The organism is Acinetobacter sp. CIP 53.82 (assembly GCF_000369465.1).
Classification (GTDB): domain Bacteria; phylum Pseudomonadota; class Gammaproteobacteria; order Pseudomonadales; family Moraxellaceae; genus Acinetobacter; species Acinetobacter indicus.
This window is the reverse complement of the sequence record NZ_KB850045.1, coordinates 713916-731276: the sequence shown is the minus strand read 5'-3', so window position 1 is coordinate 731276 and position 17361 is coordinate 713916. Positions and strand designations below refer to the sequence as shown.

The following is a 17361-nucleotide window of genomic DNA, read 5'->3' as shown; positions in this document are numbered from 1 at the left end:
ATAATTAAAAATCAGCGCAAAAACTATCTTTATTTTTCAATTAAAATTTATAAAAAAGACAGTTCATAAATTTTGCTTTATCCGTAACAGTTTCGCAAGTCTTCTTGAGCCTGCTTTATCGTAAAATATGTTTGAATTTTATGCGATTCCTGCAACGATCTGAGCCAAGTATATTGACGTTTTGCAAGTTGTCGTGTTGCAAATAGGGCCTTATCCTCCATTTCCTGCTTTTTATTGAGACTTTTATCACTTTTCTTTAGAAACTCTAAAGCTTGTCGATATCCAACAGAGCGCATAGAGGGTAAATTCTCATCTAAATCGTATTTTTCAATAAGCCTTTCTACTTCATTCAAAAAACCCATTGACCACATTATTTCTAATCGTTTTTCTATACGTTGATGTAATTCTACCCGATCTGGCAGCAAGGCGTGATTATGAAAAGTGTAACGATATGGTACATTTTTGGGCTGTTCTGCTTGTAGTTTGGTAATAGGTTGACCGGTTAACTTGAACACTTCCAAGGCCCGGATAATCCGTTGCTTATCGCTGACTTTAAATTTCTGTCCGGCTAAAGCATCTACCGTGCACAATTCGGCATACACCGCTTCCCAGCCTTCACGTGCAGCCTTATCTTCAATTTCAGCGCGCACCGCATAATCTGCACTTGGCAAATTACTGGACAACCCTTCCAGCAAGGCCTTGAAATACAGCATAGTTCCGCCCACCAGAATCGGGGTTTTGCCACGCGCATGCATATCATCAATTAAAGCACAGGCATCTTCTACAAACTGCGCAGCAGAATACACCTCTAAAGGGGTAATAATATCAATCAGATGATGCGGATAACGCGCCTGCTCGGCTTTGCTTGGTTTGGCGGTGCCAATGTCCATATCCTGATACACCAAAGCGGAATCGACTGAAATCAGCTCAAAATGCCCCAGTTCATAGAGTTCACACGCCAAAGCAGTTTTACCGCTTGCAGTAGGTCCCATTAAATTGATGACCGGCAATTGATTTGACATGTACCACTACTCTCCTCGAGCAAAAAGTTTATCTAATTGAGCCAATGGAAAGGCACGCCAGGTCGGGCGGCCATGATTACATTGGCTGGCAAATTCGGTTTGTTCCATCTGGCGCAGCAAGGCGTTCATTTCAGACAGGCTCAGCATACGATGCGCACGCACGGCACCATGACAGGCCATGCCGGCCAGAATCTGGTCACGTTTTTGTAGCAGTGCTTGCGCTTCATCAGCCGGGTCCAGATCATTCAGTAGTTCAGGAATCAGGGCGTCAAAATTGGCCTTATGTAAAATCGCCGGCACCCCACGCACAATCACCTGTTCATCACCATATTGATCCAGATCCAGTCCTAAACGCGCCAGCTGCGGTTTCAGCTCTTCAATCCGCATCGCCTGCATCCGGCTAATGCTAATCACTTTAGGAATTAGCAGCTGCTGCGAGGTCCAGAATTCCGGCTTATCCCAGGCCGATTTCATTTGCTGTAATAAAATCCGCTCATGCGCCGCGTGCATATCGACAATAATCAAGCCTTCGGTATTTTGCGCCAGAATATAAATTCCGTGTAACTGGGCAATGGCAATCCCGAGTGGATGTTCATCTACCGGAGCTGGCTGCGTATCACCTGCGGCCGACTGTGGGCTGGATAATGCAGATTCATCCAGCTCACGTAACGGTGCCAGATAGCTTTTCAGCGCATTGTTCAGCTGCTGTGAACCGGTATAGGCATTGCTATAACCGGTATTCTGGCCACTGGCCATTTTCTGGCCTTGTGGTAGTGCATAATCCACACTTTGCGGGCGGGCATCGCTAAAATCTGTCAGTAATTCTGGTGCCGCCTGATTAGATCCTGGCACGATGGCTTCGGCTGCTTTATGCAGCTGGAACTGTTCCTGATAACGTGGCTGCACCGCAAACACCGGCTCCGGGGTTTCAGTTTTCATGGCCGTGGCCAAGTCGGCACTGGCGGTTTGGAACTGTGCCAGGGTTTCTTTGCCATAATGACGCACAAACTCATGCACTTCACGCTGGTTTAAAAAGCGGATTTCATGCTTGGTTGGATGCACATTGACATCAATATTTTCAGGTTCAACTTCCAGAAACAGCAAATACGCCGCATGCTGATGACCATGCAAAATACCATCATAGGCCATGCGCAGCGCATGCGAGATGGTCTTGTCTTTGACAATCCGGCCATTTACATAGACATATTGTAAATCGGCCTGTGCCCGCGCGTCGGAAGGATGGCCCAACCAGCCCGACAGACGCATGCTGATACTATCGGCATCAATCCAGTAAGCATTTTCGGTAAACTGTCGTCCCAGCAATTGCTGTACACGCTGAAAACGCAGCTCGCCGCTGTCAGCAACCGGCAGGTTCAGCTTGATGCTGTTATTATGTTCCAGCACAAAACGGATATCAAAATGCGTCAGTGCCAGACGGCGCACAATTTCTTCAATATGGCCAAATTCGGTACCCGGCTTTTTTAAAAATTTACGGCGTGCCGGCACATTAAAAAACAGATCCTGCACCCGAATATGGGTTCCTTTCGACGCAGCCACCGGCACAATCTCCTGATGATCAAAAGCCGTGCCATTCACTTCAACCTGATAGCCCACCCCTTCATCTGTCTGGCTGCTGATCAGGCTTAAACGCGATACTGCGGCAATGGACGCCAGCGCTTCACCGCGAAAACCGAGGCTGACAATGGCATGCAAGTCATCGGCAGTTTGAATTTTACTGGTGGCATGACGCATGACTGCCAAGGGTAGATCTTCAGGGTGAATGCCGCGCCCATTGTCAATAATTTCAATCAGGGTACTGCCGCCCTGTTCCACCCGGATAATCAGTTCGGTCGCACCGGCGTCAATCGCATTTTCTAATAATTCTTTGACCACAGAAGCCGGACGCTCAATAACTTCACCGGCGGCAATCTGGTTGGCCAGTGCCGGATCAAGCGCGCGGATACGACGTGTACTTAAATCAGCCGACATGGGTAAAATTCTGCTCCAGAGCGTGTTGTAAAGCGGCAGAAGACGAGCTGAGGGTTGCGGTGCGGCTCAATTCATCTTCAGACTTTAGAATATTAATAATCAGGTCCGGTGCTGGAATTTCATCCCCACCTTTTGATGGCCATTCAAATAAAAATAAGGCGTTTGCTGTATCCAGATAATCACGGATGCCCATCAGTTCCAGTTCATACGGGTCATTCAGACGATACAGGTCGAAGTGGAAAATATCCTGACCATTGACCTGATACGGCTCCACCAGGGTATAGGTGGGACTTTTTACCGATCCCTGATGACCTAAGCTTTGTAACAGATAACGGGTCAGCGTGGTTTTCCCTGCGCCCAAATCCCCAATCAGATAAATCACCCCGCGCGGGAAATGCGCCGCCAAAACCTGAGCCAGATTTTGGGTCTCTTGTTCATTGTTCAGGTTCAGACAAAATGAATACTGCATAATACTCGCGACATGATTCAAAACAGCAATTATGATAGCATCGCAGCCGTTTAAAAGCCTATTCGACTGCGTCAGAATCTGTATTTTTTCACAGCATTTGTTACCTAATTTGAGATGTGCACCCGTTCATGAGCTCCACTGCCGATTTTATTCCCCCGATGATTAATGGCGTTAGCGCCAGCAAAGTTTATTTGCAGCTATCATCGGCACGTACAGTGTATGCCTACCTGTGCCAGCAGTTTCCGCATATTTCCGCTGCTGAATGGCAGTCGCGCTTTCAGGATGGGCTGGTCTATGATGCGCACGGTCAGCGTCTACACATCGACAGTCCTTTTCAGGCGCATACGCACTGTTTTTACTATCGTTTTTTGGCCCATGAAGTAACGGTGCCGTTTCAGCATCAGATTTTATTTGAAAATGAAGATTTGCTGGTGGTAGATAAACCGCATTTTCTGACCATGAGCCCAACCGGACAATATGTGCAGCAAACCTTACTGGTGCGTTTGAAACAGCAAACTGGCAATGAACAGCTGACCCCGATTCACCGTTTAGACCGGGAAACTGCCGGCGTGGTGCTATTTTCCAAACAGCCGGCCAGTCGTGGTCTTTATCAGCAAATGTTTGCCGAACGTCAGGTCCGCAAGACCTATCATGCGATTGCACCTTTTCGTGCCGATTTAAGTTTTCCTTGCACCACCCGTTACCGCATGGAAAAAGGTCAACCGTTTTATACCATGCAGGTGGTGGAAGGAATACCCAACAGCGAAACCGATATTGAGCTGTTAGCGCATAACGGTCATTTGGCAAAGTATTTGCTTAAACCTGTCACCGGTAAGCAGCATCAATTGCGGGTGCATTTAAACCAGCTTGGAATTGCTATTTTAAATGATCCGTTTTATCCGCAGGTGCAGCATAAAGCGGAAGATGATTTTTCTGCGCCTTTACAGCTTTTGGCCAAAGACATTTGCTTTCAGGACCCGATCAGCAAAGCAGCACTGGCGTTTAGCTCGCAATTTGACCTGACACTGTAATCTAATTGTCATTACATTTATTTCAATTTTTCCTGTGTATGAATATTGAAATTACAAATGGTTAGATTAAAATGTGTCTACACAGTTAAGTGCACTTAAATTAATTAAAATCATGAGAAAAACTGAAGTTTATCAAATTCGCCTGGATTCTCAGGAAAAGAAACAGGCTTTTGCCGTGTTTAAACAGTTGGGGATTACACCGGCACAAGCGGTTCGTCTGTTCTTTAAACAGGTCGTTCTGACCAAATCTATTCCTTTTTCTATCGAAAACCAGAACATTAATCTGGAGCAACTGATCAAGTTAAGAAAGCTCAAGCAGGAACAGCAAAATACTCAGGCCACACCAACACCTGCACCCGTCAGCACCGACACCTCCCCGCTGGACGATGAAGATCTGGACCTGTTTGCCGAATTAAATGCCCTGCTGGGTGAAACTGACAAAAGTTAACAGTGTTGTATTTATAAACAATATTTTAATTTAATCTGCTAAAAACTTGGTTATGCTGCATAGACAACAATAAGATATGCAGGGAGTCATGGATGATTGTCAGACGCGCAACCGTAGCAGATCTCGAGCAGCTGGCCGTATTATTTGATGAATATCGTCAATTTTATGGTGCATCTTCTAACCTGAAGCTTTCACACCAGTTTTTACAACAGCGTTTTGAAAATCATGAAAGCGTGATTTTTATTCATGTGAAAGATGAGGTGATTACCGGTTTTATCCTGCTGTATTTAGGCTTTTCTTCGGTGGCCTGTACCACCTATTATATTCTGGATGATGTCTATGTGACGCCGGTCTATCGTCGTCAAGGCTCGGCCAAACAGCTGATTGATACCGCGATTCATTTTGCCCGTCATAACAATGCACTACGGATTAGTCTGCAAACCCAGAACAACAACTATCAATCGCATCAACTGTATGAACAGATGGGCTTTATTAAAGACAATGAGTTTCAGACCTACCACTGTTTCTTAAAATAGCCCAATCTATTAAAAGCCGGTTTAATCCTGCATCCGGGTACGCGCCTGCTGTACCTGGGCGTCATCTAAATAGATCCACTGCCCCAACTCGAGTTCTGGCAGGTTTAAAGCGCCAATTTGCTGACGATGCAGCTTTTCCACCTTATTGCCAACTGCTGCCAGCATCCGCTTTACCTGATGATAGACACCCTGATGAATGGTCATTTCCAGCTCGTGCTCGGCCAGACGGCAAATATCGGTGGCAGCAAAAATGCCGCTTTCATTGCGCAGTTCGACTCCATCTGCCAGTTGCTGGATTTGCGCATCTGTGACCGGATCTGCGGTGTACATGCGATAGACTTTGGCCACATGCTTTTTCGGATGGGTCAGCGCCTGTAAAAACTGGCCATCATCAGTTAGCAATAACAAACCGGTGGTGTCCTGATCTAAACGTCCCACACATTGCAGGCCACGATTCAGCAAAATATCGTCAAACAGATCAAACACACTAAAATGATGGGTGGCCTGATGTGAACACTCATAACCTTGCGGTTTGTTTAACGCGATATAGACCTTCTCCCGATAGGTATAGTCCTGCCCATAGACCGAAAATTTTAAACCCTGCAACTGCAGTTTCTGTTTGGGTTGGGTGATGACTTCACCCTCAATGGCAATCGCACCATTTTGAATCAGCTGCTGGCAGTGTTTGCGTGAACCAAAGCCTTGCGATTGCAACATTTTTTCTAAAGTCATCGAATTACCTGTGGAGTGAAAGCTGTATCAATATGGAAGATGGCGTATTTTATACTGAAACCGCGCTGGAGTTGGAATCTATCAGCAGGCCCCGCTGAAAAAGGCTACAATAATGGCCTCTTTTTCTCCCATGCCACCGTGTTCAGCCTGTATGTCACACCTCGATTTAAACCTGATTGTTCTGCTTATTTTATTGGCCTGCGGTATTTTTAGTCACAATACTGCCGTCACCATTGCCGCCGCGGTGTTAATCGTGTTTCGCATCACACCACTGGAAGTATATTTTCCGCTCTTGCAACAGCATGGTTTAAATATTGGCATTATCATTTTGACCATTGGCGTACTAACGCCCATTGCCAGCGGTAAAATCCCCGGTGATGAAATCCTGAAATCATTTATGCACTGGAAATCCATACTCGCGATTGGCATAGGCCTGTTTGTGGCCTGGCTCGGTGCACGTGGGGTACAGCTGATGAGCCATCAACCGAATATTGTCGCTGGCCTGCTGATTGGTACGGTTGCCGGTGTGGCCTTGCTGCGCGGTGTGCCGGTCGGACCATTAATTGCCGCCGGCATTTTATCGTTATTGATTGGTTCTAAATAGCCGCTTCATACAGACACGGCTTTAAAGAGATACGGATACACGATTAGGCACGTACATCGGCCTGAAACAGCTTTTGGCATAATAGCCAGCCCATTGCCGAGAACGCAGCCATCACAATACCGACCCAGAACCAGTCTCCGGTGGCAGAAACAATCGCAGCAATTGCTGGTGGCAACAGAAACTGCGATGTCGCTGAGCACTGTAAAATCATGCCAATGGTCGCACTAATGGCCACCGGACTGGGCGCAAAACGCAAGGCTTGAGCAAAGACCACCGCGGCGACCAGACCACCAAATAACGAAAAGCTAAACACGCAGGCAAACTGCAGTAAAAATGGTAACTGGGCCTGAAAGATATAGAAACTTAAGGCACACAGCATCAAGATGATAAAACCCGTTTGGACTAAAGTTTTAGGCAACAAACCGCGCTGCAACATGATGCCGCAGGCAAAGGTCCCGACTGCATTGGCAATCGCCACCGACGCAGTTAATGCACCTGCCAGCGTCAAGGAAATCTCGTTTTGCTGATAGATGGTTGGCAAGAAACCCACCAGACTAAACCATTGTCCGGCATAGGTGCCGAACATCAATGCCAGCATCCACGCTGGTGGATGTTTGAGCGTGGTTTTGATCAGCTGAAACACTTCAATTTTCTGGGTTGATTGTTGCGGTTTCGGCACTCGGGTGGCGACCAGCGCAAACAGGCTTAAGGTCAGTAGTGTTAGCGTCAGCCATACCCCTTGCCAGCCCATCATGGTGATTAGCCACGGCGTCAGTAATAAGGAAATCCCCATGCCGCCGCCCATATAGGCACTCCACAAGCCCATTTTGGCGGAAATTTCTTCTGCCGGCACCAGCTGGCGAATATAGGCCGGACCACTTAAGGTCACCAGTAAAAAGCCAAATCCTTCCACTACCCGCAGCAGCAGCAAACTGCTGACGCTTTGGCTAAACCCACCGACCAAACTAGCTGCGCTTAGTAAGCCCAGTCCAAGCAAGACACAGCGTTTCAGTCCAATTTTTTCGACATAACTGCCCAAGGTCAGTGCAAACAGCATACCAGCCCCTTGCACCAGCGACAGCAACAAACCAGCTTGTACCAGCCCGATCCCCAGTTCCTGCTGTAATACCGGCACCGCTGGCGGTAATTTACCGACATGCATCGCCGCGACAAAACCTGCACAAATAATCCAAATATCCCTGCTGAACCATTGTACTTTGGACATACCCTTACTCACTTCAATCTTGTGACTTGAGCTTATCAAGTTCAGTAACTGCCATTTATTAAAAAAACATCTCAGCTTATGTTTTTCCTGAATAAATGGCGTAGCTGGCAGATGATTCAACGACCTGAATCCTCATCATTATTTACTCAAAAATTACACTATTTGTGCAGATGTTATTGTGCATAGTAATGACTGCGCTTTTGCGAAAATTTTTCCAGCTGTTTCAGGAAGCCTTCAAAATAGCTTTTTTCTTTTTCTTCACTGCGATAACCGGCATACAGCGTACGGCGTAGCCCTTCTGCCGAAACACAATGCAGACGGCGTGAAGTGACCCAGCCTTTTTGTTCATATTCATTTACCACCCAATCCGGTAAGGCCGCCACACCCCGACCGCTGGCCACCAGCTGGATTAACATCTGGGTTAAATCTGTGGTGCGTATCGCTTTCGGATAAATATTGGCCGGAATAAACAGCTTGGCCATAATATCCAGGCGGTGTTTATCCACCGGATAGGTAATTAAAGTTTCTTCGGCCAGGTCCTGCACCGAAATGTCCGCAGCACGTACCAATGGATGGGTATTGGACAGCACCAGACGCGACTCATATTCAAAAATCGGGAAATACTCGATGCCTTTTAAGGCAATCGGGTCGGCGGTAATCAGCAAATCAAATTCGGCATGTTGTAATAATTCATGCGGATTGGCTTCAAAGCCAGAAGCAAAATCCAAATCAACATCGGGATATTGCTGGCGGTACTGATTTAACAGCGGCATCAGCCAGTCAAAACAGCTATGACATTCCGAAGAAAAAATAATCCGGCCGGTTTGCCCATGCACAATCCGGGTAATATCGGTTTGGGCAATCTGGATCTGCGGCAAAATATCATCTGCCAGTTTCAGCAAACGCTGCCCCACATTGGAAAACGTCACCGGACGCGAGCGACGATTGACCACTTCCACCCCATACCAGTGATCCAGCTCTTTCAACTGATGGGAAATGGCAGATGGGGTCAGGCATAAATCATTGGCCGCGGCCACCAGTGAACCATGTTCGCGTAAGGCCAATAAGGTTTTTAAATGACGAATTTCAAGCATGGGAAATGAAGTATCTCAAAATCAGGAGATGCACTGCGCTGAATGCAATGTCGCCCTAAAAATAAAAATATGAATTAAATTCATCTTAGCATAAATTCCATGAGTTGGTTTCATTATTCTAAATAAGGCAGCTTTTAAGAGATGGCGCTGTTTTTAAGCAAGATGAAGTTGAATTTGAAATACGCCTAAATACCGAATAAGCATAAAAAAGAGCATCTTTAAGATGCTCTTTGATGATGGGAGGATGCAAAGTTTATTCTACATATAACAAGGCCAGACGCACCTGATCATAGCCCATCCGCGGGCTGGTCAGCTCGACAATCGGACGCAGCTTGATCGTGCCATCATCATTAAAATGATCACTTTGCTGACGTTTTTGCAGGCGTTTATAAATTTTGCGGATTTGCTCCACCACTTCCTCACCCGGATGCGCCACCGAAATATCTAGTCCCTGTTCCTTATGCAAACGCGCCAGATGGTTAATAATCGTCGCTGGAGTCAGGCCGCGTTCATGGGCAATATCTTCAATCTCATAACCTTCCTCAAACAAGGCCCGGGTTTCATCCAGCGTTGCCGAGGCATAATTCTGCTTGCCGCCACTGCGTGCGATTTTCCGTTCATTGCGTTCAATTTCAACTTCATTCAAGGTACCGCCACAATGCCGAATAAAGGCTTTATGCTGTGCGGTCAGGTCAATCTCGGCGAAATTCTGTTCTGCTTCATCTGACAGTTCCTGAAAACGGCGATCGGCTTTAATTGCCAGACTGTCCAGCTCCAGTGCCTGCTCGTTAAAACCCAATAAACGCAGGCCATCTAGAGTTTTTAAACGTGACAGTGCCACATAGCCCTGACCTTTTTCAAAGGTATGGCTCAGGTTAATTTCTGCCGCTTCTAAAGTCATGCCTTGTGATTTATGAATGGTAATTGCCCAGGCCAGACGCAACGGAATTTGCTGGAAACTGGCAATGGTTTTTCCGGCTTCATTGTCAATCGACCAGGTTTCCGGTTCGACCAGCAGCACCGTGCCATCGGTTAATTTGACTTTCGGCAGGCAGCCATATTCATCATCTTCTTCAAAGCCAATCACCTCGCCCAGACTGCCGTTGATATAACCCATATCAAAGTTGTTTTTAACAAACATCACTTTGGCATGTTTTTTCAGGGTCAAGGTTTCAGGCGCACGTACCGAAGATTTTAAGGTTTCTATCAGTTTGTCATTCCCATCACAGCTGGCATCGAACTGGCGACTTTCAGCATCAATTTCATTTAAATGCTTAAAGTTAATGGTATCGACATCCATATTGTGGGTATACAAACGGGTAAAGGTGTCGCCAATATCCTGCTGGCGGGTATTTTGCAGCGCCTGCAGATGCTGCGGGCCAATATTCTGACGACGAATCGCATTGAGAATATCATTTAAAAAGTCATTGCCCTGACGATGCTGTTCGGTCAAATAGCAGACCCGGAATTTGGCCTCGACCCAGGCCTCCGACATAAAGCAGAATTTATCGCGATTACGTTCATCATTTCTGCCCACTGGCGGCAACTGGAAGAAATCACCAGCGACAATCACCTGAATACCACCAAAGGCTTCATCGCTTTCCTTAAAATATTTCAGCACCTGATTGACCAGATTCAACTGCTTGGCATGCAGCATCGAAATTTCGTCAATAATCAAGACCTGCGCATTTTCCAGATGTTCTTTCAGGTATTTGCGCTCTTTCATATTTTTCAGGTCGGCATCAGACAAGACATCTTTAATACCAATGCCGGCCCAGGTGTGAATGGTCATACCATTCATATGTGTGGCGGCAATTCCAGTCGAGGCCGTAATCGCCACCGGCACTTTACGTGCTTTTAAATAGTTGATGTACTGATTGAGCGTATAGGTTTTCCCTGCACCGGCCGAGCCTGTTAAAAATACATTTTCGCCCGCTTTTAAGAGTTTGAGTGCAGTTTCCTGTTTCATAAGACCTATACCGTAGATGAACGGCTATAGCCTACCCATTTTTCAGCAAAAAGTTAAGGCAAAAACCACATCTGGCGACATCACTTGTCATAAAGTTCCGGCAGATGGGTCCTGTTTTAAGCGGCTGTTCAGCCATTGAATAAACTGTTCCGCAATATTGACCAGCAACTGTTCGGCTTTATGATTGTTCGGATATTCCAGCTGATCAAAGCGCAGCTGTCCATCGAGCAGATGACAACCCAGCGTTAAGGACTGGCGATAACACGGCGATGACATATGAAAAGCCACATATTCGCCTTCAATAATTTTCTGGCTATAACTCACCGCCAGACAATGATGAAAACTGCGCGACTCCTGAATAATCCGGTCCAGACTGTTCAGTTCCTCAAAGCACCAGCCCAGATACTGGGTTCTGCCTTGTAGCGATACGGGCGGCCAGTGGCTGACGTTTAACTGTTTTTTCAGCTTAGCCAGAATTTCGGCTTTATGTACTTCATGATGCCAGCGCACCGCACGCTGAAAAATACTGCTCCAGCTGACATTTTTCGGGGTGTAATTTTTTTCATTAAAATAATCGACCAGATAATCGCGCACATAAGCATCAAACACCGATTCACGCACCGGCCCGGCCTTTAAATAAAACAGCTGCCGGAATTGCTCCAGCGTCAACTGATGACGGCGTAAACAGTGCATAAAGTCACGCGATTGCTGACTCTCCGGATGAATAAACTGCATTAATTCAGCCGGCAGTTCTGCCGTGACCTTATGCAGATGCAGCATATAGGCCTGCATCACCCGGCTTAAACGTGCATAAACCTGTTTCACCTGCAGTTCATCCTGTGCCGCAACAATCGCCAGCAAATTCATCCATTCATCTAAATACAAAATAGACGGGCTGATGCTAATGCGCGGGTCTTCCAGCGACTGGCGCTGACCTTTTTGCACTACCCGGGAATTATGCTGATGCTCAAACCACTGATGTTGCAGCGCAAAATGATCACAGCTTTGAATAAACATACGCGCGGCTGAGTATTGAAAATATTGCAAAGTTGCCAGAATAATGCGTGGATGAATCTGGCTGCAATCGACAAAACTTAGCGCCACCACCGCCACGCGGACACTGGAATGATGAATATTGTCACTGAGCCAGTCCAGCACCAGTTTCGATTGCCGAAACAGCCAGTTGACTGCACGTGGATAATCAAACAGTGGCAAGCGCGCAACTTTGGTCTGCCAGATGCGGGTATTTTTTTCCAGAAAATGCCGTTTGGCCAGAATATTATCTTCGGCCCAGACCGCGCGGTTCATAATCCGGACAAAGCCTAATAAATGACTCTGCTCTACCGCGTGTCGATACAACAGCCGAATATCGTCCTGATGATCGATTAAATCCTGTAAATTAAATCGCTCTGGAAATGAGATACTTAAAATACGATACATGGCTTTAGGCAGAAATTCTGCTGCACTAAAACAAAAATCATCATAACTTAGCATCAGTGCTTGCACTGGCAAAAAGGTTTCACCCTCTACAAATTCCAAAGCGCATAGTGTCGATAAAGCAGTTAAAACATCTTCAGGAATCGGCTGCCCTTGCTGCACAAATTTGGTCAATACTGGTTGATACTGATCGTCTACCTGCATTAATGCCTGATCTAAAATTTGTGCCTGCATAGCATCTAAATGCAACAACAATTGCTTAACCCGTGCTGCACCATCTACCCAAAGATAAACTTGCTGCAGAATCAATTGCCGCAATTGCTGCGCCTGCTTACGCAAAAATAAGGAATGCTGCGGTTTTAAATCCCCTGTCAAAAAATGCAGATCATGTAAGAAAAAATCTTCAAACGCTTCTTGCTGTTGCCCCGCAAATTCAAAGTGGGTTTCTATTAAATTTGTATGCGATTTTGGCGAATAAAATTCAAGGCTAAACAGACCATTCAACAATTCGACCCGATGCTGCAAAGGATCAATTCGAAACATATTTTGTGCTGTAAAATGCCCAACCAGATCCATTTGATCTTGATAGATTTCTGCGGCCACACTGGAAATACGAACCAATTGCTGTGCAACGGCATGCAACTGGCTATGCTGGCGACTTGGCTGCATATACGCTCCTCATGCTTAAGTGCGGTCTATCTAAGTGTCATCTTATTTTTATTTGATTACACCGAATAGACCCATCACGTGATACATCCCTATTTTTTGTTTTTTATTTCCCATCCGCAAAAAGTGGACAATTCTTCAATCTAGCTTAAACCACTTATTAATTGAATTACACTTTAAATATGTGTGTGCTGTATTCACACCTTAAAATTAGAGATACAAAAAATACTATAAACAAGATTTGTGCTCTTGCCTATAGACTGCGCACTACTTCAGATAATAAAACAAATTAAAAATCCATAATTTTCAAGTGATTATTTTACACTCTTTGATCAGCAACTAGGGTTGGTATTTGGTAGGTAGGATTTCACAACAAAGCAATGGATACTCAAATTACGGTTCAACACCGCGATAACAACACATTATTCCAATATCCAATGCAAGAAGGAATCTGAGCATGGCTTTTAAAAATATTGCAGATCAAACCAACGGTTTTTATATTCCTTGTGTGTCACTCTTCGGCCCTGGTTGTGCCAAAGAAATTGGCGTAAGAGCACAAAATTTAGGCGCCAAAAAAGCCCTAATTGTGACTGATGAAGGACTGTTTAAATTTGGCGTTGCCGATACCATTGCAGGCTACCTCACCGAAGCAGGCGTTGCCAGCCATATCTTTGCTGGTGCAGAGCCAAATCCGACCGATATTAACGTGCATAACGGTGTTGATGCCTACAATGCCAATCACTGCGACTTCATTGTGTCCTTAGGTGGTGGTTCTTCCCACGACTGTGCCAAAGGCATTGGCTTAGTGACCGCAGGTGGTGGGCATATTCGTGATTATGAAGGCATTGATAAAAGTACTGTGCCAATGACCCCACTGATTGCCATTAACACCACTGCAGGTACAGCTTCGGAAATGACCCGTTTCTGTATTATTACCAATACAGACACGCACGTTAAAATGGCAATTGTCGATTGGCGCTGTACACCACTCATCGCCATTGATGATCCAAAACTCATGATTGCCAAACCTGCAGGTTTAACCGCAGCAACGGGCATGGATGCCTTAACCCATGCTGTAGAAGCCTACGTTTCAACTGCAGCCAATCCTATTACCGATGCCTGTGCAGAAAAAGCCATTCGTATGATTAGCCAGTGGCTTAGCCCTGCTGTGGCAAATGGTGAAAATATTGAAGCACGTGATGCCATGAGCTATGCGCAATATTTGGCAGGTATGGCATTCAACAATGCCTCTCTAGGCTATGTGCATGCCATGGCGCATCAACTTGGCGGTTTCTACAACTTGCCGCACGGCGTTTGTAATGCAATTTTATTGCCGCATGTTTGCGAGTTTAACCTGATTGCCTGCCCTGAGCGTTATGCCGATATTGCAGAATTGATGGGAGTCAATACTGATGGATTAACCATCACAGAAGCTGCCTATGCCGCAATTGATGCAATTCGTGAACTATCTAGCTCGATTGGTATTCCAACAGGTTTAGCTGAGTTAGGCGTTAAAGAAGATGACTTGGCGATTATGGCTGAAAATGCACAAAAAGATGCCTGCATGCTCACCAACCCACGTAAAGCCAATCATGCACAAGTGGTCGAAATTTTTAAAGCCGCGATGTAATTTGAATCTCCTGCTGAGTGAATCACGATTTGCTCAGCATCTCCCATCGTTTTTCTCAAATTTCCTCTGTTGCTGTTTTATTTTTATCCTTCCCTTTGGCAGAACCACCTCAGATGCGTTCTGCTTTTTTTTGCTGTTCAGAACAAAATGATCTCGCTGCATAAAACTAAAGCGATGTAGATGCAGAGAGTCTGCATAATTCAATTTGACAAATGCGCACCACTCATCAAGGATATAGTCAAAATAAAATGGATGACGAACACCTTATGCTGTTAGGTAAAAAACAAAAAACAACACCAAGCTATCAACCCGATATTTTGAGTGCCGATTACCAACAAATGACGCTGGATTTTCCTTCGGATTATGAAGGCAAAGTGATTGCTACCTTGGTACGCAAAAAAGCCGAACAGAAAACCCGTAAAGCCGTACTTTATATTCATGGTTTTATTGACTATTTTTTTCAAACAGAAATGGCAGACCAGTTTAATCAGCGCGGTTATGACTTTTATGCGTTGGATTTGCGTAAATACGGGCGTTCGCATTTGTCACATCAACATTGGTACAATGTGCGCAGCTTGTCTGAATATGATGCAGAAATTTCCGCTGCACTTGAGCAAATTGCCACAGAAGAACATGACTCGGTGATTTTGGCGGGACATTCAACAGGTGGATTAATCACCACGTTATATGTAGCACATCATCCCAATCATCCACTGATTCGTGGTTTATGGTGTAACAGCCCTTTTTATGATTTCAATATGAGCGAAATTGAGAAAAAAGTCGGCATTCCTCGTTTAAGCCAATTAGGCAAATTACTGCCAGAAATGAAATTTCCAAGCCGCCTTAATCCATTTTATGTACCAAGTCTACACAAGCAATATCATGGTGAATGGTTATTTAATTTGGAATGGAAAAAACCGCGCTATCCTAAAGTGCGATTAAGTTTTGTACGTGCAATTCATGAAGCACAAAAGGAAATTCATGCCAGCGTACATTTGGGTGTACCAACCTTAATTATGCATTCGAGTCAAAGTAGTTATCCACGCCAATGGAATGAGATTGCGCAACGCACTGACGTAATTTTAAATGTTGCAGATATGCAAAAATATGGGCATCACATGCATGGTGATATTGTGCTTTGCCAAATTGAAAATGGCGTGCATGATTTGGTACTTTCTGCGCCCGAAGTCCGTGCGGAAGTGTATCAGTCCTTGTTTGACTGGTTAAACCGCAAGGGGCTATAAAACTAAAAACTTGAACTAAAGGAAGTGAATTAACGGCTAAATGACTTGATGCATCCCTTAAGCTGTGTATTTTAATAAAATTTGATGTGCAGGATGCCCCTTGGGCATCAATTCAATTAAACGCTCCACTGCGTCAATCGCTTCAGGGCTGCGTGCCAAATGTTTTAGCAATACATCGGTATCTTGTGCATTAAAAATGGCATCACTCAGGCGAGATTCTAAGCAATCTCGCCATGCACATAAAAATGGACTTTCAGTTTTCGCCAAAAATACTCCTGCACACGTTTGTAAGGCAGACTGCACATAACCAGCATCTAAAGCCTGCTCAGCTTGTAAAAAATCGGCTTCTATATGCGCCAAAATTCGGTAAGGACGCGAACCAAGCATCCCGCCTAGAATATCACGTAATTGAGACATCTCAGCTTTAAGCGTGCCCATACTGACTTTACGCTCACCATATAGAGCTTGGTGTAAAGTATCTAAACTCATGCCTTGTGGACAAAGTGCTAAAATCACCAATATTTCAATTTGACGCGGTGTCATCACCACCACTTTGCCATTAAATAACACCTGTGGCACGCGAAACGCGCGAATATAAAGCTGCTGTTTTTGCTGATCAAGCAGTGCATTTTGAATCAAAGAAGCACAGCGTTCTGCTGCCAACATCCCCAAACTGTTATGGTTTTTCCAAGTAGTCGATAAATCAATTACACCCAATACTTGTTTGGAATAAGGGTCTAAAATAGGCGCTGCATAACAAACCCAGTCATGTAATGATGACATAAAGTGTTCACTGGAAAACACACAACTTGCTTGCTGAGTTTTAAGTGACAAAGCCAAAGCATTGGTACCCACCAACTCTTCACGCCACTGCCCGCCTTCTACAAAATGCACCTGTTCCGCCACATTACGCATTTGCGCGCTCGCTGCCGTCCAAATAATTGTACTGCCCACATCGCCCACGGCTGCCACCATGTCGGACTGCTGTGCGATATGTCTTAAATCTTCTGCACAGTTTTGCACAGCACGTTGTAAGGCCGAACCACCATGTGTATGCGTTAGACTATAATTTAACGGGGCTGCCAACCGATCAACAGGAATTTCAGCAATTTGAGAGCGTTGCCAAGATTTTAAAATACTCTGCTGAATTTGCTGCGCATGCAGCGGCGATAAACTGCTACTTTGTCTAAACTGTTCAATATGCACCCTTTTTTCCAATAGGTCTTGTTTTTTCATCATTATTGACTCTCACAATCCTGTGGGCA

At 45.3% G+C, this 17361-nt stretch carries 15 protein-coding genes; 6 read left to right on the top strand and 9 right to left on the bottom strand.

From position 1 onward, the window contains the following. Nucleotides 1-77 precede the first annotated feature (77 nt). The 3 genes from miaA to tsaE are packed head-to-tail and all read right to left on the bottom strand — an operon-like array spanning nt 78 to nt 3480. A complete protein-coding gene (gene miaA, locus F905_RS04005) occupies nt 78-1022 on the bottom strand; it encodes a tRNA (adenosine(37)-N6)-dimethylallyltransferase MiaA (RefSeq protein WP_005177459.1) in 945 nt (314 codons plus the stop codon). Nucleotides 1023-1028: 6 nt separating this feature from the next. After that, nucleotides 1029-3011, bottom strand: coding sequence for a DNA mismatch repair endonuclease MutL (gene mutL, locus F905_RS04000; protein ID WP_005177457.1), 1983 nt, complete (start codon nt 3009-3011; stop codon nt 1029-1031). After that, the gene (gene tsaE, locus F905_RS03995) at nt 3001-3480 is read right to left on the bottom strand and encodes a tRNA (adenosine(37)-N6)-threonylcarbamoyltransferase complex ATPase subunit type 1 TsaE (RefSeq protein ID WP_005177453.1); all 480 of its coding nucleotides are present in this window, start codon (nt 3478-3480) and stop codon (nt 3001-3003) included. The genes mutL and tsaE overlap by 11 nt, the downstream gene beginning before the upstream one ends. A gap of 128 nt (nt 3481-3608) precedes the next feature. On the opposite strand from tsaE, the gene F905_RS03990 reads away from it, so the two are divergent. The 3 genes from F905_RS03990 (at nt 3609) to F905_RS03980 (ending at nt 5495) form a co-directional block, all read left to right on the top strand. Continuing rightward, nucleotides 3609-4511 carry an RluA family pseudouridine synthase gene (locus tag F905_RS03990; protein WP_005177450.1) on the top strand — a complete coding sequence of 301 codons (903 nt, stop codon included), beginning with the start codon at nt 3609-3611 and terminating at the stop codon, nt 4509-4511. Between the two features lie 112 nt (nt 4512-4623). After that, nucleotides 4624-4959 carry a type II toxin-antitoxin system RelB/DinJ family antitoxin gene (locus tag F905_RS03985; protein ID WP_005177448.1) on the top strand — a complete coding sequence of 112 codons (336 nt, stop codon included), beginning with the start codon at nt 4624-4626 and terminating at the stop codon, nt 4957-4959. Between the two features lie 92 nt (nt 4960-5051). Further along, the gene (locus tag F905_RS03980) at nt 5052-5495 is read left to right on the top strand and encodes a GNAT family N-acetyltransferase (protein WP_005177446.1); all 444 of its coding nucleotides are present in this window, start codon (nt 5052-5054) and stop codon (nt 5493-5495) included. A gap of 21 nt (nt 5496-5516) precedes the next feature. Here the strand turns inward: F905_RS03980 and F905_RS03975 are convergent, their stop codons facing one another. Beyond that, nucleotides 5517-6227, bottom strand: coding sequence for a pseudouridine synthase (locus tag F905_RS03975; RefSeq protein ID WP_005177444.1), 711 nt, complete (start codon nt 6225-6227; stop codon nt 5517-5519). A gap of 151 nt (nt 6228-6378) precedes the next feature. Here F905_RS03975 and F905_RS03970 point away from each other — a divergent pair, with 151 nt between their 5' ends. Then, nucleotides 6379-6831: a DUF441 domain-containing protein gene (locus F905_RS03970; protein WP_034597660.1), complete on the top strand. Its 453-nt coding sequence runs from the start codon at nt 6379-6381 to the stop codon at nt 6829-6831. Between the two features lie 43 nt (nt 6832-6874). On the opposite strand, the gene F905_RS03965 is transcribed toward F905_RS03970, so the two are convergent. From F905_RS03965 to F905_RS03950, 4 genes are all read right to left on the bottom strand, one after another. Further along, entirely contained in the window at nt 6875-8056 is a 1182-nt protein-coding gene (locus F905_RS03965) for an MFS transporter (RefSeq protein ID WP_228127886.1), read from the bottom strand. Nucleotides 8057-8229: 173 nt separating this feature from the next. Further along, the gene (locus F905_RS03960) at nt 8230-9150 is read right to left on the bottom strand and encodes a LysR family transcriptional regulator (protein ID WP_005177438.1); all 921 of its coding nucleotides are present in this window, start codon (nt 9148-9150) and stop codon (nt 8230-8232) included. 253 nt (nt 9151-9403) lie between these two features. Beyond that, complete coding sequence (locus F905_RS03955; RefSeq protein ID WP_005177435.1) at nt 9404-11119, bottom strand: AAA family ATPase; 1716 nt, start codon at nt 11117-11119, stop codon at nt 9404-9406. Nucleotides 11120-11206: 87 nt separating this feature from the next. Next, the gene (locus F905_RS03950) at nt 11207-13225 is read right to left on the bottom strand and encodes a hypothetical protein (protein WP_005177433.1); all 2019 of its coding nucleotides are present in this window, start codon (nt 13223-13225) and stop codon (nt 11207-11209) included. A 454-nt stretch (nt 13226-13679) separates the two neighbouring features. On the opposite strand from F905_RS03950, the gene mdh reads away from it, so the two are divergent. Together mdh and F905_RS03940 are read left to right on the top strand one after the other, a co-directional pair. Next, entirely contained in the window at nt 13680-14852 is a 1173-nt protein-coding gene (gene mdh, locus F905_RS03945) for an iron-dependent methanol dehydrogenase (protein ID WP_005177432.1), read from the top strand. Nucleotides 14853-15100: 248 nt separating this feature from the next. Continuing rightward, complete coding sequence (locus F905_RS03940; RefSeq protein ID WP_005177429.1) at nt 15101-16096, top strand: alpha/beta hydrolase; 996 nt, start codon at nt 15101-15103, stop codon at nt 16094-16096. A 57-nt stretch (nt 16097-16153) separates the two neighbouring features. Here the strand turns inward: F905_RS03940 and F905_RS03935 are convergent, their stop codons facing one another. Then, nucleotides 16154-17335: a sigma-54-dependent transcriptional regulator family protein gene (locus tag F905_RS03935; RefSeq protein WP_005177427.1), complete on the bottom strand. Its 1182-nt coding sequence runs from the start codon at nt 17333-17335 to the stop codon at nt 16154-16156. Nucleotides 17336-17361 lie beyond the last annotated feature (26 nt).